The organism is uncultured Roseobacter sp. (assembly GCF_947488185.1).
In the GTDB taxonomy this organism is placed as follows: domain Bacteria; phylum Pseudomonadota; class Alphaproteobacteria; order Rhodobacterales; family Rhodobacteraceae; genus Roseobacter.
In genome coordinates this window covers 464,831-489,936 of record NZ_CANKYM010000002.1, presented here as the reverse complement: position 1 = coordinate 489,936, position 25,106 = coordinate 464,831, and the positions used below count along the sequence as shown (strand labels likewise).

General features: G+C 60.9%; 23 protein-coding genes and 1 tRNA gene. 14 read left to right on the top strand and 10 right to left on the bottom strand.

What is annotated here, in order from left to right:
* The first annotated feature begins 66 nt into the window (after positions 1 to 66).
* Complete coding sequence (locus Q1A52_RS08405; RefSeq protein WP_300013485.1) at positions 67 to 1,002, top strand: AEC family transporter; 936 nt, start codon at positions 67 to 69, stop codon at positions 1,000 to 1,002.
* Here the strand turns inward: Q1A52_RS08405 and Q1A52_RS08400 are convergent.
* Positions 999 to 2,453: an aldehyde dehydrogenase family protein gene (locus Q1A52_RS08400; protein WP_300013482.1), complete on the bottom strand. Its 1,455-nt coding sequence runs from the start codon at positions 2,451 to 2,453 to the stop codon at positions 999 to 1,001. The genes Q1A52_RS08405 and Q1A52_RS08400 overlap by 4 nt on opposite strands.
* Positions 2,454 to 2,597: 144 nt before the next feature.
* Between Q1A52_RS08400 and Q1A52_RS08395 the strand changes: the two genes are divergently transcribed.
* Both Q1A52_RS08395 and Q1A52_RS08390 read left to right on the top strand, forming a co-directional pair.
* Positions 2,598 to 2,957 (top strand): hypothetical protein, encoded by a 360-nt coding sequence (locus Q1A52_RS08395; protein WP_300013479.1) that lies wholly within the window; start codon positions 2,598 to 2,600, stop codon positions 2,955 to 2,957.
* Between the two features lie 61 nt (positions 2,958 to 3,018).
* Complete coding sequence (locus Q1A52_RS08390) at positions 3,019 to 3,504, top strand: copper chaperone PCu(A)C (protein ID WP_300013476.1); 486 nt, start codon at positions 3,019 to 3,021, stop codon at positions 3,502 to 3,504.
* A gap of 72 nt (positions 3,505 to 3,576) precedes the next feature.
* Here the strand turns inward: Q1A52_RS08390 and Q1A52_RS08385 are convergent, their stop codons facing one another.
* The 3 genes from Q1A52_RS08385 to Q1A52_RS08375 all read right to left on the bottom strand — a co-directional run bounded on the left by Q1A52_RS08385 (position 3,577) and on the right by Q1A52_RS08375 (position 8,427).
* Complete coding sequence (locus Q1A52_RS08385; RefSeq protein ID WP_300013473.1) at positions 3,577 to 6,798, bottom strand: 2Fe-2S iron-sulfur cluster-binding protein; 3,222 nt, start codon at positions 6,796 to 6,798, stop codon at positions 3,577 to 3,579.
* A 145-nt stretch (positions 6,799 to 6,943) separates the two neighbouring features.
* Positions 6,944 to 7,029 (bottom strand) — tRNA-Leu (locus Q1A52_RS08380).
* Positions 7,030 to 7,152: 123 nt separating this feature from the next.
* Positions 7,153 to 8,427 carry a peptidoglycan-binding domain-containing protein gene (locus Q1A52_RS08375; RefSeq protein WP_300013470.1) on the bottom strand — a complete coding sequence of 425 codons (1,275 nt, stop codon included), beginning with the start codon at positions 8,425 to 8,427 and terminating at the stop codon, positions 7,153 to 7,155.
* 156 nt (positions 8,428 to 8,583) lie between these two features.
* Here Q1A52_RS08375 and Q1A52_RS08370 point away from each other — a divergent pair, with 156 nt between their 5' ends.
* On the top strand, positions 8,584 to 9,252 hold the full coding sequence (locus Q1A52_RS08370) for a DsbA family oxidoreductase (RefSeq protein WP_300013467.1): 669 nt from the start codon (positions 8,584 to 8,586) through the stop codon (positions 9,250 to 9,252).
* Between the two features lie 41 nt (positions 9,253 to 9,293).
* Complete coding sequence (lipB, locus tag Q1A52_RS08365) at positions 9,294 to 9,992, top strand: lipoyl(octanoyl) transferase LipB (protein ID WP_300013464.1); 699 nt, start codon at positions 9,294 to 9,296, stop codon at positions 9,990 to 9,992.
* Positions 9,993 to 10,027: 35 nt separating this feature from the next.
* On the opposite strand, the gene Q1A52_RS08360 is transcribed toward lipB, so the two are convergent.
* Both Q1A52_RS08360 and Q1A52_RS08355 read right to left on the bottom strand, forming a co-directional pair.
* Positions 10,028 to 10,459 (bottom strand): response regulator, encoded by a 432-nt coding sequence (locus Q1A52_RS08360; protein WP_300013461.1) that lies wholly within the window; start codon positions 10,457 to 10,459, stop codon positions 10,028 to 10,030.
* Positions 10,459 to 11,706: a PAS domain-containing sensor histidine kinase gene (locus tag Q1A52_RS08355; RefSeq protein WP_300013456.1), complete on the bottom strand. Its 1,248-nt coding sequence runs from the start codon at positions 11,704 to 11,706 to the stop codon at positions 10,459 to 10,461. Before Q1A52_RS08355 ends, Q1A52_RS08360 begins: the two co-directional genes overlap by 1 nt.
* 293 nt (positions 11,707 to 11,999) lie before the next feature.
* On the opposite strand from Q1A52_RS08355, the gene ctaD reads away from it, so the two are divergent.
* Positions 12,000 to 13,670, top strand: a complete 1,671-nt coding sequence (gene ctaD, locus Q1A52_RS08350) for a cytochrome c oxidase subunit I (RefSeq protein WP_299777598.1) — start codon at positions 12,000 to 12,002, stop codon at positions 13,668 to 13,670.
* A 158-nt stretch (positions 13,671 to 13,828) separates the two neighbouring features.
* Here ctaD and Q1A52_RS08345 read toward each other — a convergent pair whose 3' ends face one another.
* Entirely contained in the window at positions 13,829 to 14,212 is a 384-nt protein-coding gene (locus Q1A52_RS08345) for a hypothetical protein (protein WP_300013453.1), read from the bottom strand.
* 205 nt (positions 14,213 to 14,417) lie between these two features.
* On the opposite strand from Q1A52_RS08345, the gene Q1A52_RS08340 reads away from it, so the two are divergent.
* The 3 genes from Q1A52_RS08340 to Q1A52_RS08330 all read left to right on the top strand — a co-directional run bounded on the left by Q1A52_RS08340 (position 14,418) and on the right by Q1A52_RS08330 (position 17,059).
* The gene (locus Q1A52_RS08340) at positions 14,418 to 15,488 is read left to right on the top strand and encodes a hypothetical protein (protein WP_300013450.1); all 1,071 of its coding nucleotides are present in this window, start codon (positions 14,418 to 14,420) and stop codon (positions 15,486 to 15,488) included.
* A gap of 164 nt (positions 15,489 to 15,652) precedes the next feature.
* Entirely contained in the window at positions 15,653 to 16,255 is a 603-nt protein-coding gene (locus tag Q1A52_RS08335; RefSeq protein WP_300013447.1) for a peptidoglycan-binding domain-containing protein, read from the top strand.
* A gap of 303 nt (positions 16,256 to 16,558) precedes the next feature.
* Positions 16,559 to 17,059, top strand: coding sequence for a DUF2244 domain-containing protein (locus Q1A52_RS08330; protein ID WP_299832393.1), 501 nt, complete (start codon positions 16,559 to 16,561; stop codon positions 17,057 to 17,059).
* Between the two features lie 24 nt (positions 17,060 to 17,083).
* Here Q1A52_RS08330 and Q1A52_RS08325 read toward each other — a convergent pair whose 3' ends face one another.
* Complete coding sequence (locus tag Q1A52_RS08325) at positions 17,084 to 17,542, bottom strand: GatB/YqeY domain-containing protein (RefSeq protein WP_299777608.1); 459 nt, start codon at positions 17,540 to 17,542, stop codon at positions 17,084 to 17,086.
* A gap of 224 nt (positions 17,543 to 17,766) precedes the next feature.
* On the opposite strand from Q1A52_RS08325, the gene carA reads away from it, so the two are divergent.
* Both carA and Q1A52_RS08315 read left to right on the top strand, forming a co-directional pair.
* On the top strand, positions 17,767 to 18,927 hold the full coding sequence (carA, locus tag Q1A52_RS08320) for a glutamine-hydrolyzing carbamoyl-phosphate synthase small subunit (protein WP_300013443.1): 1,161 nt from the start codon (positions 17,767 to 17,769) through the stop codon (positions 18,925 to 18,927).
* 102 nt (positions 18,928 to 19,029) lie between these two features.
* Positions 19,030 to 20,925, top strand: a complete 1,896-nt coding sequence (locus tag Q1A52_RS08315; RefSeq protein ID WP_300013440.1) for a glycosyltransferase family 2 protein — start codon at positions 19,030 to 19,032, stop codon at positions 20,923 to 20,925.
* Here Q1A52_RS08315 and Q1A52_RS08310 read toward each other — a convergent pair.
* On the bottom strand, positions 20,922 to 21,575 hold the full coding sequence (locus tag Q1A52_RS08310) for a GntR family transcriptional regulator (protein WP_299832438.1): 654 nt from the start codon (positions 21,573 to 21,575) through the stop codon (positions 20,922 to 20,924). The two genes, Q1A52_RS08315 and Q1A52_RS08310, sit on opposite strands and share 4 nt — an antisense overlap.
* Positions 21,576 to 21,680: 105 nt before the next feature.
* Between Q1A52_RS08310 and Q1A52_RS08305 the strand changes: the two genes are divergently transcribed.
* The 3 genes from Q1A52_RS08305 to Q1A52_RS08295 all read left to right on the top strand — a co-directional run bounded on the left by Q1A52_RS08305 (position 21,681) and on the right by Q1A52_RS08295 (position 23,935).
* Positions 21,681 to 22,325, top strand: coding sequence for a pyrimidine 5'-nucleotidase (locus Q1A52_RS08305; RefSeq protein WP_300013437.1), 645 nt, complete (start codon positions 21,681 to 21,683; stop codon positions 22,323 to 22,325).
* 80 nt (positions 22,326 to 22,405) lie between these two features.
* Complete coding sequence (locus tag Q1A52_RS08300; RefSeq protein ID WP_195822338.1) at positions 22,406 to 22,654, top strand: hypothetical protein; 249 nt, start codon at positions 22,406 to 22,408, stop codon at positions 22,652 to 22,654.
* 60 nt (positions 22,655 to 22,714) lie between these two features.
* Positions 22,715 to 23,935 (top strand): UbiH/UbiF family hydroxylase, encoded by a 1,221-nt coding sequence (locus tag Q1A52_RS08295; RefSeq protein WP_300013434.1) that lies wholly within the window; start codon positions 22,715 to 22,717, stop codon positions 23,933 to 23,935.
* On the opposite strand, the gene Q1A52_RS08290 is transcribed toward Q1A52_RS08295, so the two are convergent.
* Positions 23,923 to 25,050: an aminotransferase class V-fold PLP-dependent enzyme gene (locus tag Q1A52_RS08290; protein ID WP_300013431.1), complete on the bottom strand. Its 1,128-nt coding sequence runs from the start codon at positions 25,048 to 25,050 to the stop codon at positions 23,923 to 23,925. The genes Q1A52_RS08295 and Q1A52_RS08290 overlap by 13 nt on opposite strands.
* Positions 25,051 to 25,106 lie beyond the last annotated feature (56 nt).

Sequence of the window (25,106 nt, the reverse complement as noted above, 5' to 3'; positions counted from 1 at the left end):
TCTTCTGGCGACAAATATCCCCGCCGGAGGCTCCCGCACTCTGCCGCCGCGCGCAAAGGCCCGCTCATGCAAACCCTGCTTGACGTCATCATCCCGGTCTTCCTGGTCATCGGCTTTGGGTATGTCGCCGTCTGGCGCAACCTCTTTACGGCGGAGGGTGTCGACGCGCTCATGCGGTTCACCCAGCATTTCGCGATCCCCTGCCTGCTCTTCCAGGCCATCGCCAAGATCGATCTTGGCAGCTCCTTTGACCCGGCCCTTTTGGGCAGTTTCTACGCCGGGGCCAGCATCTGTTTCACCGCAGGTTTCATCGGCGCACGCCTGTTCTTCGGGCGCGACTGGGAGGACTGTGTGGCCATCGGCTTTTGCTGTCTTTTCTCCAATTCCGTCCTGCTGGGCCTGCCCATCACCGAACGCGCCTACGGACCCGAAGCACTGACCGGGAATTTTGCCATCGTCGCGCTGCACTCGCCCTTCTGCTATGGCCTTGGGATCACCGCGATGGAAATCGTACGCAACCGTGGCCAGTCGGTGCTGGTGATGCTGCGCGGTGTGGCCCGGGCGATGTTCCGCAACGCCCTGGTGCTGGCCATCGGGCTGGGCTTCATCGTCAACCTCTCCGGTTTCGCGGTGCCGGATGTCGTCGACGACGCGCTCTCGCTTGTAGCCCGCGCCGCCCTGCCTGCAGCACTCTTCGCACTTGGCGGCGTGTTGGTACAATACCGACCCGAAGGCGACGGTCGCACGATCGCCATGGTCTGCGTGATCGCCCTTGCGCTGCACCCCGCACTGGTCTGGCTCTTTGGCAGTGCGCAGAACCTGCCCACCGACGGGTTCCGCTCCGGCGTGCTCACGGCAGCCATGGCGCCGGGGGTCAATTCGTATATTTTCGCCAATATGTACGGTCGTGCCAAACGGGTTGCGGCCTCTTCGGTGCTCATCGCCACCGGCGCCTCGGTGTTCACTGTCTGGCTCTGGCTCATGGCGCTTGCCACGCTCTAGCCGTGCAGGGCCGCCACTGTTTTGAGGGTGGAAAACCCATATAGCGCCTCGAACCCCTTTTCGCGCCCGTGCCCCGACAGTCCGGTACCGCCAAAGGGCAGCTCAACCCCGCCGCCTGCCCCGTAGTTGTTCAGGAATACCTGCCCTGCCCGCAACGCCTTGGCCAGCCGCATCTGCCGCGCGCCTTCCCGCGTCCAGACCGAGGCCACCAACCCGTAGGCGGTGCCATTCGCGATAGACAGGGCCTCGGCCTCATCGTCAAACGGGATGACGACCTGAACCGGGCCAAAGATTTCCTCCTGCGCCAGCCTGTGATTCTCTGAGGCTCCCGCAAACAGCGTCGGCGGCACATAGGTCCCGTTTTCGGGCAGGTCATCTGGCAAGATTGCGGCTCCCGCAATCTCCAGGTCAGCCCCCTGCGCCAGATACCCCTCGACGATATCTTTCTGCCGGGCAGAGATGAGTGGCCCCACGTCCAGATCGTGCATCGCAGGCCCGACCTGCAAGCCGCGGTAGCGGTCCGCCATCCGGCTCACCACCTGATCATAAACGCCACGCTGGACCAAGATACGCGACGCCGCAGAGCAGGTCTGCCCGGCATTCTGGATGCCCGCGTTGACCAGAAACGGCAGTGCCGCATCGATATCCGCATCCTCGAACACCAGTTGCGGGGATTTTCCACCAAGCTCCAGCGTCACCGGCACCACGTTCTGACCCGCCGCCTGCTGTACCGACCTGCCAACGCCCACAGAGCCTGTGAAGGAGATATGATGCACGCCCGGATGCGCCGCCAGCGCCGCCCCGGCTTCTGTCCCCAACCCCGGCACCACATTCAGAGCGCCATCAGGCAGACCGGCCTGCCGCGCCAGTTCGGCAAAAGCCAGCGCCGTCAGACAGGCCTCTTCCGCGGGTTTCAGCACCGCCGCATTGCCCATGGCCAAGGCCGCGCCCACCGACCGCCCGATGATCTGCATCGGATAGTTCCATGGCACGATATGGCCTGTCACCCCGTGGGCCTGGCGCAGGGTGTAGACCGTGTAGCCGTCCATGTAAGGGATCGTGCTGCCATGCACCTTGTCAGCAGCACCGGCGTAAAACTCCATGTAGCGGGCCAAAGCGATGACATCCACCCGCGCCTGTTTCAAGGGCTTGCCAACGTCACGTGCCTCAAGGGCTGCCAGCGCCTCCATCTGATCCAGCACAAGCTGCCCCAGACGCGCCAGCACCCTGCCACGTTCTACCGCCGTGGATCGCCCCCATTCCCCGTCCAGGGCCATCTGTGCTGCGGCCACGGCGCGATCCATATCCTCCGTCTGCCCCCGTGCGATCTCGCAGAGCGCTTCACCTGTCGACGGATCGGTCAGCGTGAGGGTCTCGCCCCTGGCGGCGGCCTGCCACCTGCCAGCAATGAAACACAAGGATGGATCAAGACCCAAGGGCTGTAGTGTCACGCTCTCTCTCCCTGTTCGTGCGACTGCACTGATCAGCGCATCGCAGGCGTCGCAGGTCAAGTCGCCTCATTGCGTCTTGCGACAGAGCTACGCAGCCGCGTATCCGGTCTGGACCCGCCTTAGCCAAGCCCCTAAGACAGGATCATGGTCCGCCGTCTTCTCTCCCGCGCCGGTTTCGTTGCGCTGCTCCTTGCGAGCCTTGCCATGACGGGCTCTGCCTTTGCGCACCGGGTGGCGAACGCGGACCGCTCGCCCGAATTGCTGAGCTATCTCAGCATGGGGGGCCTGCTGGAGGAGATCTGCGGCGAGAACGATGCCACACATGCGCTGAGTTCCTGCGCCGCCTGCATCATCAGCAGCAACGCCCTGACGCCCCAGCGCGTGGACATCGCAGTCCGCCGGCTGGATGCACAAGCTGCCGTGTTTGAGACCCAGGTACAGAAACCTTTCATCCATCGTGCGCCCGATCGCACCCACCCGACCCGAGCGCCGCCAACCGCGTGATCCCTTCCAAACCTGTCTTTACTCCGCGCTCTGAAGAGCGCAGCCTTCAAAGGATCACACCATGAAAACCCTGATGTTCGCGGCGACCGCCGCATTGCTTTCCCTGTCCACTGCCAGCTTTGCCCATGACTACACGATTGGCGATCTGGTGATCGACCACCCGATGGCCTTCAACACCGCCGCCACGGCCCAAACAGGTGGCGGCTATCTGACCATCACCAACACCGGCGAAAGCGCCGACCGCCTTGTGGGCGTCCGCGCTGACTTTCCGAAGGTCGAACTGCACACCACCGAGGAAAAGGACGGCGTTGCCCGCATGATGCATGTCGAAGGCATCGACGTTCCGCCCGGTGAAACCGTCCTGCTGCAGCCCGGTGGGTTCCACGTAATGTTCATGGGGCTGGGCGGCGATCCTTTCGAGGTGGGTGAAAAAATTCCAGCAACGCTGATTTTTGAAGAGGCCGGCGAGGTTGACGTCATGTTCAGCATCGAAGAACGCGGTGCCGCCGACAAGGTCGATCATTCAGACCACAAGATGTCGAACTAAAGCTGGCGCGGGGTCTGCGAATGGACCCCGCCGACCACCCGATGCCGGGATGATGCACGTCCACAAAGACGGCTAAAGATCGATCTCAATCACGCCGCCCGGTTTGGCAGCCCGGCTCTGGCACAGGATCACGGCGCCTTCCCGCTGTTTCCTGGACAAGACGAAATCCCGGTGCTCGACCTCCCCGGAAAGCAGCCCGCATTTGCAGACCCCGCAAATCCCGTCCGAACATTTCACGTCGATGGGAATGCCATTCTCGGCCAGCACATCGGTCGCGGATTTATCGGCAGGCACCTGCAGTTCTCGTCCGCTGCGCGCCAGCCGGAGCGTGAAATCATGATTTTCGTATTCCGGCAGTTCGGGCACAGAAAAGTACTCCACGTGGCACGCGTCCTCCGCGATGCCCTGCCGCGCGGCAGCATCCATCACGCTGGACATATAGACCTCGGGTCCGCAGGCGTAGACATGCGTGCCTGCCCCCTGCCCGGAGAGCACCGCGTCCAGATCGGCGCGGCTGCCCGCGTCCGAGATATGCACGGTGGCCTTTCCTGCCCAGGGCACGTGCTGCAGCGCGTCCACGAAGGCCGCCGAGGCTTGCGTGGATGCGGAATAGTGCAGCTCGAAATCTAGACCCCTTGCATGGCATTCATGGGCAAATGCCATCATCGGGGTCACCCCGATCCCACCACCCATCAGCATGTGCTTGGTCGCCTCTTCGGCCAGCGGGAAGTGGTTGATCGGCTTTGAGATAAACACCTTGCGGCCTTCGGTGAAAATCTTGTGCATCAGCTTCGAGCCGCCGCGTCCGGTGTCTTCGCGCAGCACCGCCACGCGGTAGCAGGTCCGATCCGCCGGATCCCCGCAAAGCGAAAACTGGCGGAAGAATTCCGGCGCCACCACGATGTCGATATGCGCCCCGGCGCGCCATTCCGGCAACAGACCACCGTCAAGCGCGCGCAGCTCATAAAGGGAGACATCGTCGCTCAACGGGGTGACTGTTGCAACCTCGACGCGTACCACCGGCGCGTCCCCTTCGCCCAGATAGGTGTGCGCCAATCCTTGCGTTTCGCCCCGGTCCAGACGCTCCTGATACTCCTCGGCGGTGATCAGCGCCTGATAGGCTTCGATCCCCTTTTCGCGATCCATCGGAAAGGGAAAAGGATGTGGTGGCGGCGCGAGATTTGCGGGATAGACCGCCAGGGTCTGATCCTCATAGTCGAGCTTCAGATCGGTCTGAAGTTCGCGGTAGTTCTTGGGCTCTTCCACCGGATCGAACCCGCCCCGATCATTGACCTTCAAATCCCACCACCAGCGCTTTTGCGGGTTGATCCGACCATTGCCGACCAGATCATCCGCCCGGGCCAATACCCCGGCCATCGCGGGCACATTCATCGCGATCCAGCGCAGAGGCTTTTCGTGCTGCAAGCCTTCCACGTTCCAGGGGCAGGTCTTCATGCAGCGCCCGCACATCGCCCCGCCCTTTTGCGTCAGCCGGTAGGTCAGGCATTTCTGGCTGTCAGATTTCCAGATTTCATAGCCGTTGAACATCAGCTTGGGTCCGGCGGTGATGGCGCCTGACGGGCATTCGCGGGCGCATTTGTTACAGGCCTCGCAGAACGCCTGCATGCCGAAATCGATGGGCTTGTCATGGGTAAGCGGCATGGTGGTGGTGATGCATCCCGACTTCAGGCGTGGCCCGAGGAAAGGGTTCACGATCACTTCGCCGATGCGACTGACTTCTCCCAATCCGGCCAGCAGCAGCAGTGGCGGCTGCAGCACCTCGCCGTCGAGGTTGGTATGCACGCGCGCCTCGTAGCCCAGATTGCGGATCTGCTTGCCGATCACCCCGCCGAGCAGCGAGAACCGCAGGTAAGCGCGCATGGATTGCGTCACCGCGATCCAGTCATCCCCCGAGGAGCCCTCCGTGGTCTCGAAGCCCTGATCGATGATCAGGCTGATGGCGTTGTCGTGGGTGGGTGTGATCGGCTCCCCCACGGCGTCATGTGAGTACCAAGCCCAGTCCGGGCAGCGCGATATGCCCACCGCATCCGCGCCCATGAAGTAGGCCGCAGCCTTGATCCCTTCCGCATTGCGGGCTGCATCCTCTGCCTGTGGCGCAACCGTCTCTGCCACCGGCCCTTGCTGCAACAGTAAAAGCGCGCCTGAGGGCCTGCGGATCGCATTGCTGATCGGCGCTTTCTGGGCAAAATACCCCCCCGTCGTCGCCTGCTGATTGGCCTTGCCCATGTCGCCGAACTGGGCACGCGCGAACATATCCGTGCGTTTGGGCACCCGCGCCACCCGCGCTTCATCAATGTAGGTTGTTGGGGTCTCTACCCGCTTGAGCGTCTCGAAAGGATGTGGTCCATCGGCGTAGCGGCGTTTGGCGTAAGGATCCAACGTGCGGGCGCTCTTCTGTGATCCCTTGCCCAGCTTCCAGGCCAGCCCCCGTGTCAGCGACCGGGGTTGTTCCGCGAGAGGCCGCAGGGGTTTGTCGGGCGCCATGGCGAAATCCGTGGTCACCGCCGATACCCGAAATCGGTCTTTCACAAAGGGGTTCACGAGTTGCCCGCTCTCGACGCTCGCCAGACCTGCACCGACCGCCAATTTGTTCAGATCAACATCCGTGGACGTGGTCGTATGCGCCTTTGCATCAAACCCAAGAACCCGCAGATACCCGGCGATGATGACAGCCGTCTCCGCCGCCCGCAGGCTGGCGCGCTGCGGATGGGCCTGTGCAATCCAGTCATATCCGGGTTCGTCCGGGGTGGGATCGCGGCTATAGTCATAGAGAAAGACAATCGTATGCGTATGGGCGTCGATGGTGCGCGGCGGTGCCGTCATGCTGTCCCGCAGATCCGCCATGATCGTATCGATCCCGGCAGCCAGCGTCTTGGTCTGTTTGGTCTTGAGGTCTTCCGCAAGACGGTCAATGCCCGGGTTGCGCAGAGGGGTGTTCAGAAGCTGTGAGCGATCAAACTGTCCGACGCCGACCATCGGCGCATCCTGAAAGTACCCAAAGGATTTCACGTGGCGCGCTCGCTCCGCCGGATCGGTTGGGCAGGTCGATGTCTCGCGGTTGATCAACCCGTCGCGGATCGCATCCAGCATGGCCTGATATTCGGCCATCGCGTTGACCAGCGAGGCGGGCATGTCGCCGCAATCAAAGGATACCGGCCGCAGGGGCGGAACAATCGTCAGATCTGGCGCCGTATCGATCCGTGCCAGGCGCTCCAACGGAAAGGGACCCAGATGAAACGGCCGATTTCGGGTCGAGAATATTCGAGCAGTCAAGACGTTTCCCTTTGCGCGCAACGATCACCCACACCTTGCAATGCCCGGCACGCAAGGGGATGTCAAAATGAATGCGGGATTCGAACAATCCGCAGCGCGCAGTTCAACCTGAGCAGCAAACCGGGCGGCGTTGAAGGAAAGGGGATGGTGCGGATGAGAAGACTCGAACTTCCACGGGTGTTACCCCACAGCGACCTCAACGCTGCGCGTCTACCATTCCGCCACATCCGCACGCTTAGGAACGATTGCGTCTTTAGCCTGCCCGCGACGCCTTGTGAAGAGCCATTTTAAGCAAATCGCCCCGGCACGCAAAAGCGGCCGGGGCGTAAAAGTCTGCGCTGTCACGTGCGTACGTTACTCGGTGACGGAAAACACCGGCAAGACACCAGCTTGCGCCGGAGCACCACCAGTCAATTGCAGCGAGGCCTTGCGCAACAAATCGGTGCGCTCAGGCTGACCCGGCACGAATACCGCATCCGCGCCCGCATCCGTCGCAGCAAGGGCCGCCTCGTACCATGTCCCGGCTGCCGCCACATTTTTCTGTGTGCCAAATCCCAATGCCAGGTGGTGACCCATCAGCTCGCCATAGACCGTCTCACCCAGCGCATAGAGAATCAGTGCGGAACCCAACGCTACATTCGTGTTGTCCGTGCGGTATCCCACGCCGAGACAGATCTTGGCTGTGCCGGACAGTTGTTGGGGTGTCGTTCCCGTGGACGCGACAAAACCCGACACCTCCTGCGCCACCACGTCGCGCGGCTTCTGCGACAGGCTGTTGACATAGGGCTGAACCACCGGTCCGAAACCATCGCACTGAGCTGCAACCTGCTGCGGCGTGAAGCCGTTGACCTGGCTGATCAATTCCTCGCTGCGCGCGATCGCATAGGTCCGTGCGAGGCAGAATTGTTCGTTCAGGGCGGCCGTCGGATCCGTCATAGAGGCCGCGGTCGTGTAACCGTTCGTGCTGGTGAGGAGCGACACAGTGTTACAGTGAGATGCCAAAGACGCCTCCGGCGCGCCGCTTTCAAAGAAGTTCGGCAAAGCCGCGTTCAACGTGGGTGCAGCAGTTGCAACCGGTGCGGCGGCAACGACGGACTGCGTCACAGGCGCGGGCTGCGGCGCTGCCACGACAACAGGGGCCTGCGCTTGCGGTACGACCTGACCGGCGAGTTCAGCTCGGTAGGTTTTCAAAAGCCCACGGGTGCCTTCGGGGTTTGCCGCAACCAACTGCGTCGTCTGATAACCACCGGCCTGGGCACGATTGTAGGACGTCACCAGCAGGTCCTGTTCAAATGCACTCAGCTGGCCCGTCGCAGGATAGCCCATGTAGGCCTGATATGACGAAATAGCATTGCGAGACTGACGCCCCAACTGGCCATCGACAGTGCCTGCATTGAACCCGAAGTAGTTCAGTGAAGACTGAATTTGACGACCTTGCTGCGTGGAGGGAATGCCTGACCGGTAGACGCGCTGCTTTTTCTTCTGGTTGTTCTTGGTCACAGCGTGACCCACAACTCCGCCAATCAGGGCGCCCGCAATAAAGTCGCCAGCATCGGCTGCAACACGTGACGCAGGCATAGCCGCAACAGAAGCGGCCAACGCTGCAGCAGTCAAACGTTTGGAAAACATGGAAAATCTCCGACATAAAATACAGATGCCTCTAGGCTATCACAGCTTTCGATTCGACCGAAGCCCCGGTCAAGCGGGCTTTTGCTTATTCCAACCTTGTCTTTTGGGCCGGAGCGTCCAACTTTGGGCACATCTCGTCCAACATGGATTTCTGCTATGGCCGCCTCTGACCTCACGTCCGAAACCGTGCAAATCGATATCGTCTCAGATGTTGTGTGTCCCTGGTGCATTGTCGGATACAGACAGCTTGAACAGGCACTGGAGATGACAGGCGTCACCGCCAAGCTGCGCTGGCATCCGTTTGAGCTCAACCCGTCTATGCCGCCGGACGGCCAAAACCTCATCGAGCATATGGCTGAGAAGTATGGCGCGAGTGCCATACAATCACTGGAAAATCGGGCGCGGTTGCAGCATTTGGGCGCGGATCTTGGAATTGCGTTCAATTTCACCGATCACAGCAAGATCGTGAATACATTTCAGGCTCATCAGCTTTTGGATTGGGCGGAAGAACACGGAAAGCAGCATCCCTTGAAACTGGCCCTGTTCGAAGCCTATTTCGGCGACGGACTCGATGTCTCGGATAGGGGTGTTTTAACCCAGGTTGCGCGCAGCGTCGGTCTTAATGCGGCGGATGCCAGCGAGGTCTTGACCAGCGGGGCGCATGCGCAGTCGGTCCGCGACAAGCAGCAATTCTGGACCAATCGCGGCATTTCCGGCGTGCCTGCAATGGTATTTGGCGAAAAATATCTGCTCACCGGGGCACAGGGCGCGCCAACATACGCGGACATCTTGCGCAAGGTGCAGGCTGAAACCGCCGCGGCCTGAGCAGGCTTTGCTTCGGTCCCGCGCTGGGATAGGGAACGGCCATGGTTGAATGGATTGTAACCGAAGGGCTAACCGACTACCGCACAGCAGAGGCGTGGATGGAAGCCCGTGCCGATGCCATTGCGCGGGGTGAGGCCGCCGAATGCATCTGGCTTGTTGAGCACCCCCCCCTCTATTCCGCCGGCACCAGCGCCAAGCCAGAGGATCTGACCGACCCGGATCGCTTTCCCGTCTATCCCACACGCCGCGGTGGACAATACACGTATCACGGCCCGGGTCAGCGCGTCGCTTACGTGATGCTGGATGTCGGGACGCGCGGACGCGATGTACGCCGCTTTGTTCAGGCTCTTGAAGCATGGGTAATCACCACACTTGAGACCTTCAACGTCACCGGCGTCATCCGAGAAGGGCGTGTTGGTGTGTGGGTAGAGAGACCTGGAAAGCCGCGTCAACCGGACGGAACCATAGCCGAAGACAAGATCGCCGCCATCGGCATCCGTTTGCGGAAATGGATCAGTTTTCACGGCATCTCGATCAATGTCGAGCCGGACTTGAGCCATTTTAACGGGATCGTGCCCTGCGGCATCCGCGCGCACGGGGTGACGAGCCTCGTCGATCTTGGACTTCCCGTGGATTTGCCGGATGTGGATGTGGCGCTGCGCGGCAGCTTTGCGAAGGTTTTCGGGGATAGCCCCGTTGAAGCGCCCGTCACGGAAGCGACCCCTGTCGTCACAACCTGAGGCACCCCTGACAAACGTCGGGTGGCGGTTTTGGGCTATCCTGCCAACCGCTCCTGATGACAGGCATGCACGAAGCCTGCGATGTCATCACTTTTCACCGGCTTGCTGACAAAGGCGTAGACATTCGGGTCCGCCTCCGCGCGATCATGATCAGCTCTGAGATCGGAAGTAGACAGCATGATGATCAAGGTACCGGATTTGCGTATCTGCTCCGGCAGGGCCGCATAGTTTTCCAGAAATTCAAAGCCATCCATCCGGGGCATGTTGATATCCAGCAAGATCAGTTCCGGCAGCGGATCACCGGCAGCGTCTTTTTCCTCAAGATATTCCAGCGCGGCGACGCCGTCCGTGGCCACATCAATCTGTTCAATCAATCCGGTGCGCTTGATCAGGCGCCCATGCATGAGATTGGTGACCTTGTCATCGTCCACCAGCAGAACCTTCTTGAGAGATGTTGCCGCGGGCATCAGGCGGCCCCGCGGTCAGGAAACCGCAGTGTGAAACAGCTGCCGTGTCCAGGTCTGCTGGTCACATCGATCGATCCGCCAACGCGTTCCAGTATGCGACGGATGGAATACAACGACACGCCGGCGCCTTCAGGCGTGCTGTGTGCCCGTTTGAAGAGCCCAAAAACCTTGTCCATGTCCTTGGGCAAATCCAACCCTGTGCCATTATCGCGGATGGAAATCTCTACGCTGCCGGATCGTCGCTCGGACAAAATGTTCACGCGCGGCCGCCGACCGGGTTCATGATACCTGATCGCATTGCCGATCATTGACTGCAGGATGTTCTCCATTTCCCGCGAAACAAACCACACCGTGTCCGCAGCAAAATCCGTCTTGATCACGGCACGCGCCTTACTGATCTGGAAATGCAGATTGACCAGCGCGCTTTCGGTCACCTGTGCCAGATCGACATGTTCAGAATCCGGGATATTGCCGGAATGGGCCTGTGCAACGCAGATCAAGGCGTCCAGCTTTTCGCTCGCCTGATCGCACACATCACGCATCCAGCCCAGCGTTTCCACATGTTCCGGCGGCAAATAGGGTTCAGCCTCGCTCAGCATATGCGTCAGGCTGCTCATGTTGTTGATTGGCCCCTTGAGATCATGGGTCGCCACGTAGGTCAAATCCTTCAGGTCCTGATTGATCTCGTTCAGCTCGGCGGTGCGTTGCGCCATACAGGTGCCCAGCTCTTTATTGAGCACTTCAAGCAGTATTGTGCGGGCCTTGACCCGCTCTTCGAGGTCTTCGTTGACTTCCCTGAGGCGCGCTTCGGCGGCTTTCTGCGTCGTGATGTCCAGCGCAACACCGATATGGCGTACAACATCGCCATCAGCACCTTTCTCAATCACGCTGTCGATGCTGCGCAGCCAGCGGATTTTCCCATCCTTGGCAAGCACGCGGTATTCGTGGCACGCTTCCTCCCCTTCTGACAGGTTGCCAAGCGCCTCCAGATATCCAAACAGCGCAGGCTGATCCTCGTCAACCACGACCGTTGTGAGCAGATTGGTTCCCATTTGAACTACTTCCTGGGGAGAATACCCCAGAAAATCCTGCAAAGACCGGTTCGCATACTCATTCGACATCGTCTTCTGGTTGAAAATATAGATGACGCCAGGCACCAGGTCAGCCATCCTCTCCCAGAACGCAAGGCTACTGGCGTCGGCGGAAACCGGCGTTTTTTCAGCGTGTTGCGGCGAGAACACCTGCATTTTTCTTTTAACTCCCACTCAGACACCCACCGGTCAGGGAAAAACCTGTGCTGATCGTGGATCAGGAGTGTTAAACCGGCGTAAATGAACATGGTGATAGATTAAATTGGCACTAATCTTTTCAACCGGAGCGGGATGATCCGATAAATGCAGGATTGGTGACGAAATTTTCTTAGCCTGCGTCAAATACGGACATTGCTCCCGCGGACAACTCCCTCTAAAACAACCGAGACTCTGTCGCCGGGCTTGGGAACCGTCCGGTAACGGCTAACACCAATGCAGGAGGCAAGAGCATGGCAGACGCAGCCATTCACGGCCACGAACACCATGACGAACGCGGGTTTTTCACCCGCTGGTTCATGTCCACAAATCACAAAGACATCGGCATTCTTTACCTGGTCTTCTCGGCCTTCGCTGGCTTCATCTCGGTCGCCTTCACCGTCTACATGCGGTTGGAACTGATGGATCCGGGCGTTCAATATATGTGCATGGAAGGCGCACGGCTCTTCGCAAACGGCGAAGCCTGTACTCCCAATGGGCATTTGTGGAACGTACTGATCACCGGCCACGGTATCCTGATGATGTTCTTTGTCGTGATCCCAGCGCTCTTCGGCGGATTTGGCAACTATTTCATGCCGTTGCAGATCGGCGCGCCCGATATGGCCTTCCCGCGCATGAACAACCTCAGCTTCTGGCTCTATGTCGCGGGCACCACTCTGGCGGTCTGCTCGGTGCTGGCACCGGGTGGCAACGACCAGTCTGGCTCCGGCGTGGGGTGGGTGCTTTATCCACCGCTCTCCACGCTTGAGGGCGGCTTCTCGATGGACCTCGCGATCTTCGCGGTACACGTCTCAGGGGCCTCCTCGATCCTTGGTGCAATCAACATGATCACCACCTTCCTGAACATGCGCGCCCCGGGAATGACGCTCTTCAAGGTGCCGCTGTTCAGCTGGTCGATCTTTGTCACGTCCTGGCTGATCCTGCTGTCCCTGCCGGTTCTGGCCGGTGCCATCACCATGCTGCTGATGGATCGTAACTTCGGCTTCACCTTCTTTGACCCTGCGGGCGGCGGCGACCCGGTGCTTTATCAGCACATCCTGTGGTTCTTCGGCCACCCCGAGGTCTACATCGTGATCCTGCCGGGCTTCGGCATCATCTCCCACGTGATCGCGACCTTCTCGCGCAAACCGATCTTCGGCTACCTGCCGATGGTCTGGGCGCTGATCGCCATCGGGGCACTGGGCTTCGTGGTCTGGGCGCACCATATGTACACCGTAGGCATGAGCCTCAACCAGCAGGCCTACTTCATGCTCGCCACCATGGTCATCGCGGTGCCCACCGGCGTCAAGATCTTCAGCTGGATCGCCACCATGTGGGGAGGCTCGGTTGAGTTCAAAACACCCATGCTCTGGGCCTTTGGCTTCCTCTTCCTCTTCACCGTGGGCGGCGTGACGGGCATCGTGCTCTCCCAGGCCGCCGTGGACCGTTACTACCACGACACCTATTACGTGGTCGCTCACTTCCACTATGTGATGAGCCTCGGCGCCGTATTTGCCATCTTCGCGGGGATCTACTTCTACTTCCCCAAGATGACCGGCAAGATGTACCCCGAATGGGCTGGCAAAGTGCACTTCTGGGCGTTCTTCATCGGTGCCAACCTGACGTTCTTCCCACAGCACTTCCTGGGCCGTCAGGGCATGCCACGCCGTTACATCGACTATCCGGATGCCTTCGCGTACTGGAACTGGTGGTCGAGCATCGGCGCCTTCATCAGCTTCGCCTCCTTCCTGTTCTTCTTCGGCGTGATGTTCTACGCCCTGCGCAAGGGCAAAGCCGCGACTGAGAGCAACCCGTGGAACGAATATGCGGACACGCTAGAATGGACCCTGCCCAGTCCGCCGCCCGAACACACGTTCGAGCAGCTGCCCAAGCAGGAAGACTGGGACAAGCACCCGGCCCACTAAGGCAAATGTCATCGCAAAAAAGGCCCCGGATCACCGCCGGGGCCTTTTTCGTTGCACGACCCAAACGCGCGCAGGGCTGCATTGATCCAGCGTCGCTGCCACACCCGATTGTCGCGCGTGGCACAACCTGCGCACAAAAAAGGTGGCGGACCCCGACCCTATCTTACGATAAAGAGTATGTCGTCGCCGAACACCTTCACGCGCTCGCGTCCCGGCGTCGTAGCGACGAAGATCAACTCCATCGCGGGCGTATCCCCATTGCATGACCCGCTGCGCCGCACGCCCGGTTTTCCGTATTGCACACGCCCCGTGGTCAGGGCGGCATTCACCCGTTCGGCCGATTTTTTCATCCGGGCCGCTGTCGGAAGCTGTCCGCAGTCTCCCCGATACCCATGCACGACCATTGCCTGGCCTACGTTCAACTTGACGCGCTGTTGGTATTTGATCCGGTTTGACGAATCCGCATAAGCAGCCACCACTGTCGACAGGACGAGCGCACCCGCCACAAGGCCCAATGGCAACTTTGATCTTCTGGTCTTCATTTACCATTCCTCTAATCTGTTCAAAGCATAAGGCGGCGACAGCGCCGCCTGTCCGACCATAGGCAAGCACACGCGCACTGCCCCCCTCAAACTTGATGGGTCACGGGGCGCAAATCGGACCTCGCCTCGCGGATGCGGCAAAAGACAGCCCCGCGTCGGTCTGCTACTCTACAGCAGGAATCAGATTGGATTTTTAACCATTTCATTGCACAGTGACATTGCAAATCTTTACAGCGCGGCCTTTGACGACGCCGCACTGGTCCGGGCGCTCCGGGCGCTCGAAAAGCACACGCATTCCAGCATCATCCACTTCCTCGCCTTCGACATACACACCCGCATGCCCGTTGCCGGTCTGGCCAGCGGCACACCGGAACAGGATTCGGAGTTTCGCAAGACCTGGGCCAGTATGGATGTCCGCATTGAGCGTGGTATGGCGCAGCCGCTGGACCAGACATGGCATCAGGCCGATCTCTATCGCGACAATGAGCGCGAGAGCTGCCCGGTCTATAACGAATGGCTCAAGACGAATGATGCGCAATCGGGATTGGGCGTCATGACGCGGGTCTCCAACAACCTGATCCTGTGCAGCGCGGCATTCCGTCCGGAGAGCCAAGGCCGCTATACCGATTGCGAAGCGGCGCTGTGGTCGGACATTCACCTGCATCTGCTTGGCATCGGACGCCTACGCCACCAGTATTTGGATCAGATATCCCACACTGGTAAGCCCGATGCCTTCACGCTCCATCTCGACGCGGCAGGCACCGTGCTGCACGCCTCGGCAGGTACGCGAAACCTGATCGCGCGCAACGACGGCATGTCTCTGCGGGCAGGCCATCTGACACTGGGCACACCGGCACGGACGCAGGCCTTTCATCGGCGTCTGCGCGCGGTCCTGGACGGAAAACCCGCGCCACCGGTACCGGTGGTCACCGCAGACGGTCGACCGGATCTGGTCCTGCACATCTGCCCCGCGTCCGCTGTTCCCTTCGAGACATTCGGCAAGAAGCCGGCCCGGGCGCTGGTCCTGATCCAGAAGCTGCAAGCTATGACGCCACCCGAACCGCAGATCGTGGCCGATGTCTTCGGGCTCACCCTGACCGAGGCCGAGGTCGCCTGCGCCATTGCCTCCGGTGCCACGGCCACCGACATCGCGCAGGCCCGTGGGCGGGCGCTCAGCACCATCCGGTGGACCATTCGCAATGTGCTGGACAAGATGGACCTCCACCGGCAGTCCGATCTGCGCGCGCTCGTCAGCGCGGCAAGCCCAAACCATTGAGCGCCGCCTGAGATCCGGATTTCAGGATAGCAGATTTCCGCTGGGCGATCAGATCACAGGGAACCTCCATTGCTGGAAAGAGTTGAACGACCAGAGATTCGGGTCTTGTTCGGATCTTTCAAATGCCGTGCCCGAACGCGGCCAGCATGTGAAAGGATGAGGTTATGATCACCAAGAGAACACATTTTGTGACAACGACCGCAGTAGCATTGGTTGCAGCTCTGAGCCTGGTGCCTGCGGGCTCTGCCAAAGCCGATGGCAAAGATTTCATCGCCGGCGCGCTGATCGGCGGTCTGGTCGGCTCTCAGGTCCAGAAAAACGTGGACCGCAACCGGGCTCAGCAACAACAAGTTTACCGGGCCCCTGCGCCACGCCACAGCACCACAACGAAAACACGCTCCTACCGGTCATCGATCCCTGCGACCCAGGAAGGGCGCCAGGTTCAGTCGTCGCTGAACTATTTTGGGTTCAATGCCGGAACCGTGGACGGCCAGCTGGGGCGTCAAAGCCGCAGTGCAATCTCCGACTATCAGAATTACATGGGGTATCAGGCAACCGGTCAATTGACAGGGTTTGAGCAAGAGCTGCTCCTGCGCTCCTACAATCGTGCGCAGGCCGGTGGCGATCAGACCTTTCGTCAAATCGCGGCGCACCCCGATGGCACGCGTGGACTGCTGAAGACTTACCGGTCCGAAATCGCCAATGGCGCATCCCAGACAGGGTATACGGCCAGCAACCAACAACCCATCTATAACGGTGGTTCCTGAGACGACCGGAGGTGCCACCTGCCGCGCTGATCTGCCTTTGGCGCGGCAACTTCGCTTTCAACATCCCGGCTCATTGACCACCGCATATCGACCGACAAAACGCGGCGGGCTTTTCGGTTTGGTAATCCGGCGGTTCGCAAGCACCCCATTTTACCGGCCTAGGTAGCAGCAAACGCATCAGGTACTTGAGGGTACCTCATGCTCCTGAGGCATTCTGCACGAGAAAAATCTGTCGGTATCGAGGTGGTGTGAAAGCCGACCTGTCGCATTGCCTCGGTCCGGATCACTGACTAGGATTTGGTCATGCCCTACCAATGGACATCCGAACCCGGAGAAAGCCCGCAAACGCTCAAGCTCTGGCCTCACAATTCGCTGCCTGTACGCGGCATGGCGGCATTTGTGCTGGCAACCTTCACGTTGATTCTGATCCCGGCTTTCCCACTGCTTGGCTCTCCTATCCTCTGGGGCCTCCTGCCCTTTCTGCTGGCAGCGGTCTGGGCCATCTACCACGCGCTGCAACGCAACTACCGGGCGCGGCAAATCACCGAAGTTCTGACACTGGACGAAGAAGACGCACATCTGCTGCGGCAGGAACCGACGGGTGTGGTGAAGGAATGGGACTGCAACCGCTATTGGACCACCATCACCAAATACGAATCCGACGGTCCCGTGCCGCATTACGTGACCCTCAAAGGCAAAGGCCGCGAGGTAGAGATCGGTGCGTTTCTCAGCGAAGAGGAACGCGTTTCCCTTTATGAGGAATTACAGATCGCCTGGCGGCGAAAGACGCCGCAACAGATATAGTCGCGGCCCTCCGGGCTGGCGCCTTCAGCTCAGGCGCTCTTTGACTTTCGGACCGACCGAGCCGAAGTCCATCTGGCCCGTGTATTTAGATTTCAGCACCGCCATCACCTTGCCCATGTCACGAATGCTGTCAGCACCCACTTCCGCAACAGCGGCAGAGACCGCCTTTTCCGCTTCGGCATCAGAGAGTTGCTGCGGCAGGAATTCTTCGATCACGCCGATCTCCGAACGCTCACGCTCCGCCAGATCGAGCCGTCCACCTTCCTCGTAGGCCCGCGCACTTTCAAGGCGCTGCTTAGACATCTTGCCAAGGATCGCAAGAACCTCTGCCTCGCCCACACCGTCTTCATTGCCCTCCGCCCGCGCGGCGATGTCCTTGTCCTTGATCGCGGCGTTGATCAGACGCAGGGTCGACAGCCGATCCGCCGCCTTGTCCTTCATTGCCTGCTTCAATGCGGCCGAGACTTTTGCGCGCAATTCCATGGCTGTGTATCCTCTACAACTGGCAGCGTGGGCACCGGCCCACGTGGGAACGTGTAAGCCTTGGACCTTATCCAAAGCGCTTCGGCACCGCAACACAATCCGCGACGTCACTTCCAGGTCTCCATCTTCGGCAATTGCACCCCATGATGCCCTTGACCCGCCCCGCGCCCGCGTCTAGATATCGCCAGATTTCAAAGCCGCCTGCCCGCCCGAAAGGATCGCCCATGCAGCCTTCTGCGTCCGACCGCCCAACCGCTTGTCTGGCGCTTGCTGATGGCACCGTCTTTTACGGAACCGGCTTTGGCGCCACCGGCCAGACCGTGGCCGAGCTCTGCTTCAACACGGCCATGACCGGTTATCAGGAAATCATGACCGACCCCTCCTACGCGGGCCAGATCGTGACCTTCACCTTCCCGCATGTCGGCAATGTGGGGGTGAACCCCGAGGATGATGAAACCGGTGATCCGGTGGCCGAGGGCATGATCGTGAAATGGATGCCCACCGACCCCTCCAACTGGCGAGCGGTGCAGGATCTGGACGCCTGGCTATCTTCGCGCGGCCGGATCGCGCTCGGCGGGGTGGATACGCGCCGCCTGACCCGCGCCATCCGCCAATCCGGCGCACCGCACGTGGCCCTCGCCCACGACCCAGAAGGCAATTTCGACGTCGCGGCGCTGGTGGCCGCAGCCCGGGCTTTCACCGGGCTGGAAGGTCTGGACCTCGCCAAGGAAGTGACCTGCGCGCAATCCTACCGCTGGAACGAGATGCGGTGGGCCTGGCCGGAAGGCTACGCGCCGCAGACGGACCCGAAGTACAAGGTTGTGGCAATCGATTATGGCGCAAAACGCAACATCCTGCGCTGCCTGGCCAGCGCGGGTTGCGATGTGACCGTCCTGCCGGCAACCGCGAGCTATGAAGACGTGATGGCGCATCAGCCGGACGGTGTTTTCCTGTCCAATGGTCCCGGCGATCCGGCGGCCACGGGTGCCTACGCGGTCCCGATGATCCAGTCGGTGCTGGACAAGACCGATCTGCCAGTCTTTGGCATCTGCCTCGGCCACCAGATGCTGGCCCTCGCCCTCGGCGCCCAGACCATCAAGATGAACCACGGCCACCACGGTGCGAACCATCCGGTCAAGGATCATGACACTGGCAAGGTTGAAATCACCTCGATGAACCACGGGTTTGCCGTCGATGCCCAAACCTTGCCAGACGGCGTGATCCAAACCCACACGTCGCTTTTTGACGGGTCGAACTGCGGCATTCGCGTGGATGGCCGTCCGGTCTGGTCGGTGCAGCACCACCCCGAGGCCAGCCCCGGTCCGCAGGACAGCTACTACCTCTTTGAACGTTTTGCGAAAGCCATGGCACATCGCGCAGCCTGAGTGGACTCAATACGCGCTTAGGTTGAAAAGTGTTAATTTAACACATCATTAACCCTGTTCTGACAGCTTGCCCTGCGTTGAGTTTATGCAAGGCATTTCAAGATGAACACCCTGCGGCTGGTTGTGTCGGACCCGGTGCCGGACCCGGATCTGTCAGCGCCCGCAATCACATATGAACCGATCGGCCGCATGCTTGTGGACCGGGGCAAGATTGCGCATAGCGATCTCGATCATGCGCTGAAAATCCAGGGCCATATCGATGCGCCGCTGGGTGAGATCATGGTGTCCGAAGGTCTGCTCAGCAAACGCGATGTGCTGGGCGCCTTGGCCGAGCAATGCCACGCGCGCGGGGCCGATCTCGACCTTGAGCCGCCGGACCCCAGGATGGCCAAGACCCTGCCCGCCGAGGTTTGCCTGCGGCACGGGGTCGTGCCGTGGAAGCGGGACGGCTTGCGGATTCTCGTCGCCACCAGCAGCCCCTCGGATTTCTCGGCGCTCTGTCAAACAATGAAGCGGCGCGGGTTGTCGCTGTTCCCGGTGATCGTTGATGAGCTGCAAATCCAGTCACATTTGAGCCGCCTCTACGGCGACGAACTGGCCCAGAAGGCGGAAACCCGGGTCGCCGAAGTCGAAAGCTGCCGCACCTGGGGGACGCAGACGCAACATCGCGCGCTCTGGGCGTCTGCGGTCTGTGGCGTGCTGGCCGCCCTCCTCCTCCTTGCCCCGGCCTGGACGGTCACCATCGGCGTGCTGTGGGCCGTGCTCACGCTGGCCATGACCACGGCGATGAAAGGCGCTGCCTTTTTCGCGCAGCTGACGCAAAAACCCGCCCGGCCCCGCGCCAACTATGATCTGAGTTCAGCAAAGTTCCGTCTGCCGCGCGTTTCCGTTCTTGTGCCCCTGCTCAAGGAAAAGGAAATCGCCGGGCAACTGATTGCGCGGCTCAGCCGTCTGACCTATCCCAAATCACTGCTGAACGTGGTGCTGGTGCTGGAAGAAGGCGACGAGACAACACGCGACACCATTGCCCGGACCGAATTGCCCGATTGGATGAGCGTGATCGAAGTGCCCGGTGCCGGGGGCCTCACCACCAAGCCCCGCGCCCTGAACTACGCGCTGGATTTCTGTCGTGGCAGTATCATCGGCGTCTGGGATGCCGAGGACTGGCCAGAAGCGGATCAGATCGAGCGCGTGGTGACGCGGTTCAGGGAAGCCCCCAAGAATGTCGTCTGCCTGCAGGGCGTTCTGGACTACTACAATTCGCGTACGAACTGGCTGTCGCGCTGTTTCACCATCGAATATGCAACATGGTGGCGGGTGATCCTGCCCGGTATCGCCAAGCTGGGGCTGGTATTGCCCCTGGGCGGCACCACGCTGTTTTTCCGCCGCGAGGCTCTGGAGGAACTGGGCGGCTGGGATGCGCATAACGTCACCGAAGACGCGGACCTGGGCGTGCGTCTCGCCCGGCATGGCTATATCACGGAACTGCTGCCGACGGTCACCCATGAGGAGGCGACCAGCCGCGCCTGGCCCTGGGTGCGGCAGCGCTCACGCTGGCTCAAAGGGTTCATGATCACCTATTTCGTGCACATGCGGCACCCGCGCCAGCTGTTGCGCGACCTCGGCCTCAAACGGTTTCTCGGGCTGCAGACCATCTTCCTCGCAACCTTTTCCCAGTTTGCGGCAGCACCGTTGCTGTGGTCCTTCTGGCTGACCTTTTTCGGCATGACCCACCCGGCCGAACTCACCCTTGGGACACAAGCGCTCTGGACCTTCGCAGGAATATTCATCCTGTCCGAAGTCCTGAGCCTGACGATGAGCGTCTATGCCGTGTCAGGCCGGGCGCATCGGCATCTGATCGGGTTCGTGCCCACCATGATGTTCTATTTCACGCTCGGGGCACTGGCCAGCTACAAGGCCTTGTGGGAAATGGTCCGCGATCCGTTCTTTTGGGACAAAACCCAGCACGGCGTCTCTCACCAGACCGATCCGCGCTAGGCCTCTTCTTCGCGCCGCGCCGCATCCTGCTTCAGCCGCGTCATGAAGGCAACCGAGATGTGTTCCCGCAACGCCTGATCAGCCCCCTCGGCGTCTTTCGTTTCGATCGCGCTGACAATCGCATCGTGTTCTGCCTGCGCAATCGCGCCGCGCCCGTCCACGGCCAGCGACGTGGTGGCCATCAGCGCCATGGTGCGGTGCACAAGGTCAAGCTGTTGCACCAGATAGCGGTTATGAGAGGCTAGGTGAATCTGCTTGTGAAAGCGCCGATTGGCGCGCGCCAGTGCTGCCGGGTTGTTGGTCAGCGCGTTGTCCGCCTCGACCATATCCCGCAGAATGCGCACTTCCTCATCCGTCGCATGCTGAGCGGCAAGCCGTGCAGCCAGCCCTTCCAGCTCACGCCGCACCACGTAAAGCTCGGCCATCTGGTTGTGATCCAGTGAGGCCACGATCAGGCTGCGCCCGTCCCGCGACAGCAGCGATTGTGTCTCCAGCCGTTGCAGGGCCTCGCGGATCGGGGTGCGCGAGACGCCGAACCGTTCCGCCAGCTCGCTTTCCACCAAGCGGTCACCGGGGCGATAGACGCCCAGATCGATGGCATCGAGGATCATTGAATATGCATCGGTCTGCTGTGCTTTCTGCAAGCCCATGTCGGCGGCCTTTTTCAAAGTCATTTCGCTACACTAACGACCCGGCGTAGTCCCGCGCAACCCCGCGCCCTTGTGTGCCGGTGAATGAGGTTCTAGGAAAGCGCCATGCCCAAAGCCGCCTTCACTAACGTTCAGACATGGGTCTTTGACCTCGACCACACGCTCTACCCGCCCTCGGCGCGGCTCTTCGATCTGATCGAAGTGCGCATGACGGCCTATGTGATGGAGGCGCTCAAGGTCGATCACGCCGAGGCGGACCGCCTGCGCAAACACTATTGGGCGACCCATGGCACCACTCTCGCCGGGCTGATGCGGGAACACGACTTGGATCCCGGCCCTTACCTCACGGACGTGCATAACATCCCGATGGACAGCCTGACCCCGGACCCGGTTCTGGCCGGACAGATCAGATCGCTTCCCGGTCGCCGGATCGTCTACACCAACGGCTGTGCCCCCTATGCGGAACGCGTTCTGGAAGCCCGCGGGCTGGACGGTATCTTTGACGCGGTCTACGGGGTCGAGCACGCAGACTTTCAGCCCAAGCCCGATCACGCGGCCTTTGACAAGGTGTTCCGCACGGATGGCCTGGTCCCGGAAAACGCCGCGATGTTCGAAGATGATGCACGCAATCTTAAGGTTCCCCATGCGATGGGTCTGCGCACGGTACACGTCGCAGAAACGCACGAACCAAGCGCGCATATACAGTTTCATACCGATGACCTGAGCGGTTTTCTCGCCCGCCTGATCTGAACGACCTGCGACAATCGGGCCCCTGTGAAAGCTGTCCCTGGCACCTATTTGTCCCCGTAACACCGATCAAGGAGCCTCATATGTCCGCTGCTGCCCACATCCACGCCCTGCCCTTCTGGCAACGGCTGTTTTTCAAAATTCCCGTGCTGGGCTGGGTGGCCCGCGATCTGCTCTTCGGTGACAAGAACAACGTCTGGTTTGCGCTGATTGGTTTTGTCAGCCTCTGGATGAGTTCGGCGCTGACCTTCGGCCTGCCGGGCCTCTACCTGCCAGCGGTCGCCATGGTCCCGGTGATCTTTGTGCTGCTTTTGTTGATCACCAAGGGCTGAACCGGCACTGGCCAATGCGGCCACTTGGACATAGTTTGCCACCGTGGGAGTGCAATACGCATGGCGGACCAACGATGTGACATCTTTATCTCTGGCGGCGGGATCGCCGGGCTGACGGCAGCCGCCGCTTTTGGCACCGCCGGTTTCGACGTCATCTGCATCGACCCGGCCCCCCCCGTGACAGAACGCGCGGCAAAGGGCGCAGACATGCGCACAACCGCGATGCTGCAACCCGCCCGCAGGGTTTTGCAAGCCGCTGGCCTCTGGGAAAAGCTGGAGCCCCATGCCTCCCCCCTTCGAATCATGCGCATCGTCGACGCGGGCGGCGCGGAACCGGAACCGCGGCTGACACGTGACTTCGACGCCGCCGATCTGTCTGACCAACCCTTTGGCTGGAACTTTCCCAACTGGCTGTTGCGGCGGGAGATCATGTCCCGCCTCGACGAGCTCCCGAATGTGCGTTTTCACGCAGGGCTTGGGGCCAAGACGCTGTTTACCCGCGAAAGCGAAGCCCGCGTGGGGCTAAGCGACGGATCACGCCTGCGCACCCGACTGGTGATCGCGGCAGATGGGCGGCATTCACCGATGCGGCAGGCCGCCGGGATCGACGTGCGCACCACCCGCTACGGGCAAAAGGCGCTTGCCTTTGCGGTGACCCACCCAATCCCGCATGAGAATGTCTCTACCGAAATTCACCGGACGGGTGGCCCCTTCACTCTGGTGCCGTTGCCGGATCAGCAGGGTCTGCCCTGCTCTGCCGTGGTCTGGATGGATGACGGGCCGCTGTCACAAGCGCGCCATGGCATGGACGTGGCGACCTTTGAGGCGGAGATGTCTGAACGCAGCTGCCATCTCTTTGGCCCGCTGACGCTGGCCTCGCCGCGCAGCATCTGGCCCATCATCAGCCAGCAGGCCACGCGCCTGTCCGGGGAACGTCTGGCGCTGATTGCGGAGGCCGCCCATGTCGTGCCCCCCATCGGCGCGCAGGGGCTGAACATGAGCCTTGCAGATACCGCAACGCTTCTGTCCCTTGCGCAGGAACGCCCCGAAGGTCTTGGTGACCGCCGGATGCTGGATGCCTATCACAAGGCCCGCTACAGTGACACTACGCTGCGGGTACAGGGGATCGATCTGCTGAACCGTGCCAGCCAGATGCGTGCGCCCCTGCTGCGCGACGCCCGGGCTGCGGGGCTGAACGCGCTTTATTCTCTGGCCCCGGTCCGCAAGACGCTGATGCAGATGGGGCTGGGTATAAAAGCCGCCAGCGCTCAGAGCACCTGATCGATCACACGTTTCAGGCGGCCAAGCGTGCCGTCCACATCATAGAGCTTATCCAACCCGAAGAGCCCGAGGCGGAAGGTTCTGAAATCCGCTGGCTCATCGCATTGCAGCGGCACCCCGGCGGCAATCTGCATGCCTTCGGCGGCGAATTTCTTGCCGTTGTGGATGTCCGGATCGCCGGTGTAGCTGACCACAACACCGGGCGCGCCATAGCCATCAGCAGCCACGGACACGACTCCCTTTTCCGCCAACATTGCACGCACAGAATCCCCCAGCCGCCATTGCGCCTCGCGCAGGCGGTCAAACCCGTATTCCCGGGTCTCCAGCATCGTGTCACGGAAAGCGCGCAATGCATCCGTCGGCATGGTCGCGTGATAGGCGTGGCCACCGTCTTCATAGGCCTTCATGATGCTGTGCCACTTGCCCAGATCAATCGCAAAACTGTCGGACTGGGTGTCGGCCAGACGGGCCTCTGCCCGCGCTGACATCATCACCAGCCCCGCAGAGGGGGACGCCGACCACCCCTTTTGCGGCGCGGAGATCAGCACATCGACACCCAGTTTGCGCATATCTACCCAGGCGCAGCCCGAGGCGATACAATCCAACACCATCAGCGCGCCAACCTCATGCGCGGCGGCGGCCATGGCGGCGATGTAGTCATCCGGCAGGATCACGCCCGCACTTGTCTCCACATGCGGGGCAAAAACCACATCCGGTTTCTGCGCGGCGATGGTTTCCACCACCTCCTCGATCGGGGCAGGCGTGAAAGGCGACGGCGTTGCATTGCCGGTCTGACGGGCTTTCAAAACGGTCGTATTCGCCGTCAGGCCGCCGGTTTCGAAGATCTGGCTCCAGCGGTAGGAGAACCAACCGTTGCGCACGACCACCACTTCGGCGTTGCGGGCAAATTGGCGCGCCACGGCCTCCATGCCATAGGTGCCGCCGCCGGGAATGATCGCAACCGCATCCGCCGCGTAGACCTCTTTCAACATCGACGAGATGTCGTTCATGACCTGCTGGAACGCCGCACTCATGGAGTTCAGCGACCTGTCGGTAAAAACCACCGAGAATTCTTCCAATCCCATCGGATCAACTGTGTCGAGCAGTGCTGCCATGATGATATCTCCCTAATCTGGCGTCAGACCTAGCCTGTCGCAGAGGGCTTGGCAAA

Bases quoted from the DNA above. Each gene is read 5' to 3' on its own strand.
- Q1A52_RS08405 (WP_300013485.1), top strand. From the start codon at position 67: ATGCAAACCCTGCTTGACGTCATCATCCCGGTCTTCCTGGTCATCGGC.
- Q1A52_RS08395 (WP_300013479.1), top strand. From the start codon at position 2,598: ATGGTCCGCCGTCTTCTCTCCCGCGCCGGTTTCGTTGCGCTGCTCCTT.
- Q1A52_RS08390 (WP_300013476.1), top strand. From the start codon at position 3,019: ATGAAAACCCTGATGTTCGCGGCGACCGCCGCATTGCTTTCCCTGTCC.
- Q1A52_RS08375 (WP_300013470.1), bottom strand. From the start codon at position 8,427: ATGTTTTCCAAACGTTTGACTGCTGCAGCGTTGGCCGCTTCTGTTGCG.
- Q1A52_RS08370 (WP_300013467.1), top strand. From the start codon at position 8,584: ATGGCCGCCTCTGACCTCACGTCCGAAACCGTGCAAATCGATATCGTC.
- lipB (WP_300013464.1), top strand. From the start codon at position 9,294: ATGGTTGAATGGATTGTAACCGAAGGGCTAACCGACTACCGCACAGCA.
- Q1A52_RS08360 (WP_300013461.1), bottom strand. From the start codon at position 10,459: ATGCCCGCGGCAACATCTCTCAAGAAGGTTCTGCTGGTGGACGATGAC.
- Q1A52_RS08355 (WP_300013456.1), bottom strand. From the start codon at position 11,706: ATGCAGGTGTTCTCGCCGCAACACGCTGAAAAAACGCCGGTTTCCGCC.
- ctaD (WP_299777598.1), top strand. From the start codon at position 12,000: ATGGCAGACGCAGCCATTCACGGCCACGAACACCATGACGAACGCGGG.
- Q1A52_RS08345 (WP_300013453.1), bottom strand. From the start codon at position 14,212: ATGAAGACCAGAAGATCAAAGTTGCCATTGGGCCTTGTGGCGGGTGCG.
- Q1A52_RS08335 (WP_300013447.1), top strand. From the start codon at position 15,653: ATGATCACCAAGAGAACACATTTTGTGACAACGACCGCAGTAGCATTG.
- Q1A52_RS08330 (WP_299832393.1), top strand. From the start codon at position 16,559: ATGCCCTACCAATGGACATCCGAACCCGGAGAAAGCCCGCAAACGCTC.
- Q1A52_RS08325 (WP_299777608.1), bottom strand. From the start codon at position 17,542: ATGGAATTGCGCGCAAAAGTCTCGGCCGCATTGAAGCAGGCAATGAAG.
- carA (WP_300013443.1), top strand. From the start codon at position 17,767: ATGCAGCCTTCTGCGTCCGACCGCCCAACCGCTTGTCTGGCGCTTGCT.
- Q1A52_RS08315 (WP_300013440.1), top strand. From the start codon at position 19,030: ATGAACACCCTGCGGCTGGTTGTGTCGGACCCGGTGCCGGACCCGGAT.
- Q1A52_RS08310 (WP_299832438.1), bottom strand. From the start codon at position 21,575: ATGGGCTTGCAGAAAGCACAGCAGACCGATGCATATTCAATGATCCTC.
- Q1A52_RS08305 (WP_300013437.1), top strand. From the start codon at position 21,681: ATGCCCAAAGCCGCCTTCACTAACGTTCAGACATGGGTCTTTGACCTC.
- Q1A52_RS08300 (WP_195822338.1), top strand. From the start codon at position 22,406: ATGTCCGCTGCTGCCCACATCCACGCCCTGCCCTTCTGGCAACGGCTG.
- Q1A52_RS08295 (WP_300013434.1), top strand. From the start codon at position 22,715: ATGGCGGACCAACGATGTGACATCTTTATCTCTGGCGGCGGGATCGCC.
- Q1A52_RS08290 (WP_300013431.1), bottom strand. From the start codon at position 25,050: ATGGCAGCACTGCTCGACACAGTTGATCCGATGGGATTGGAAGAATTC.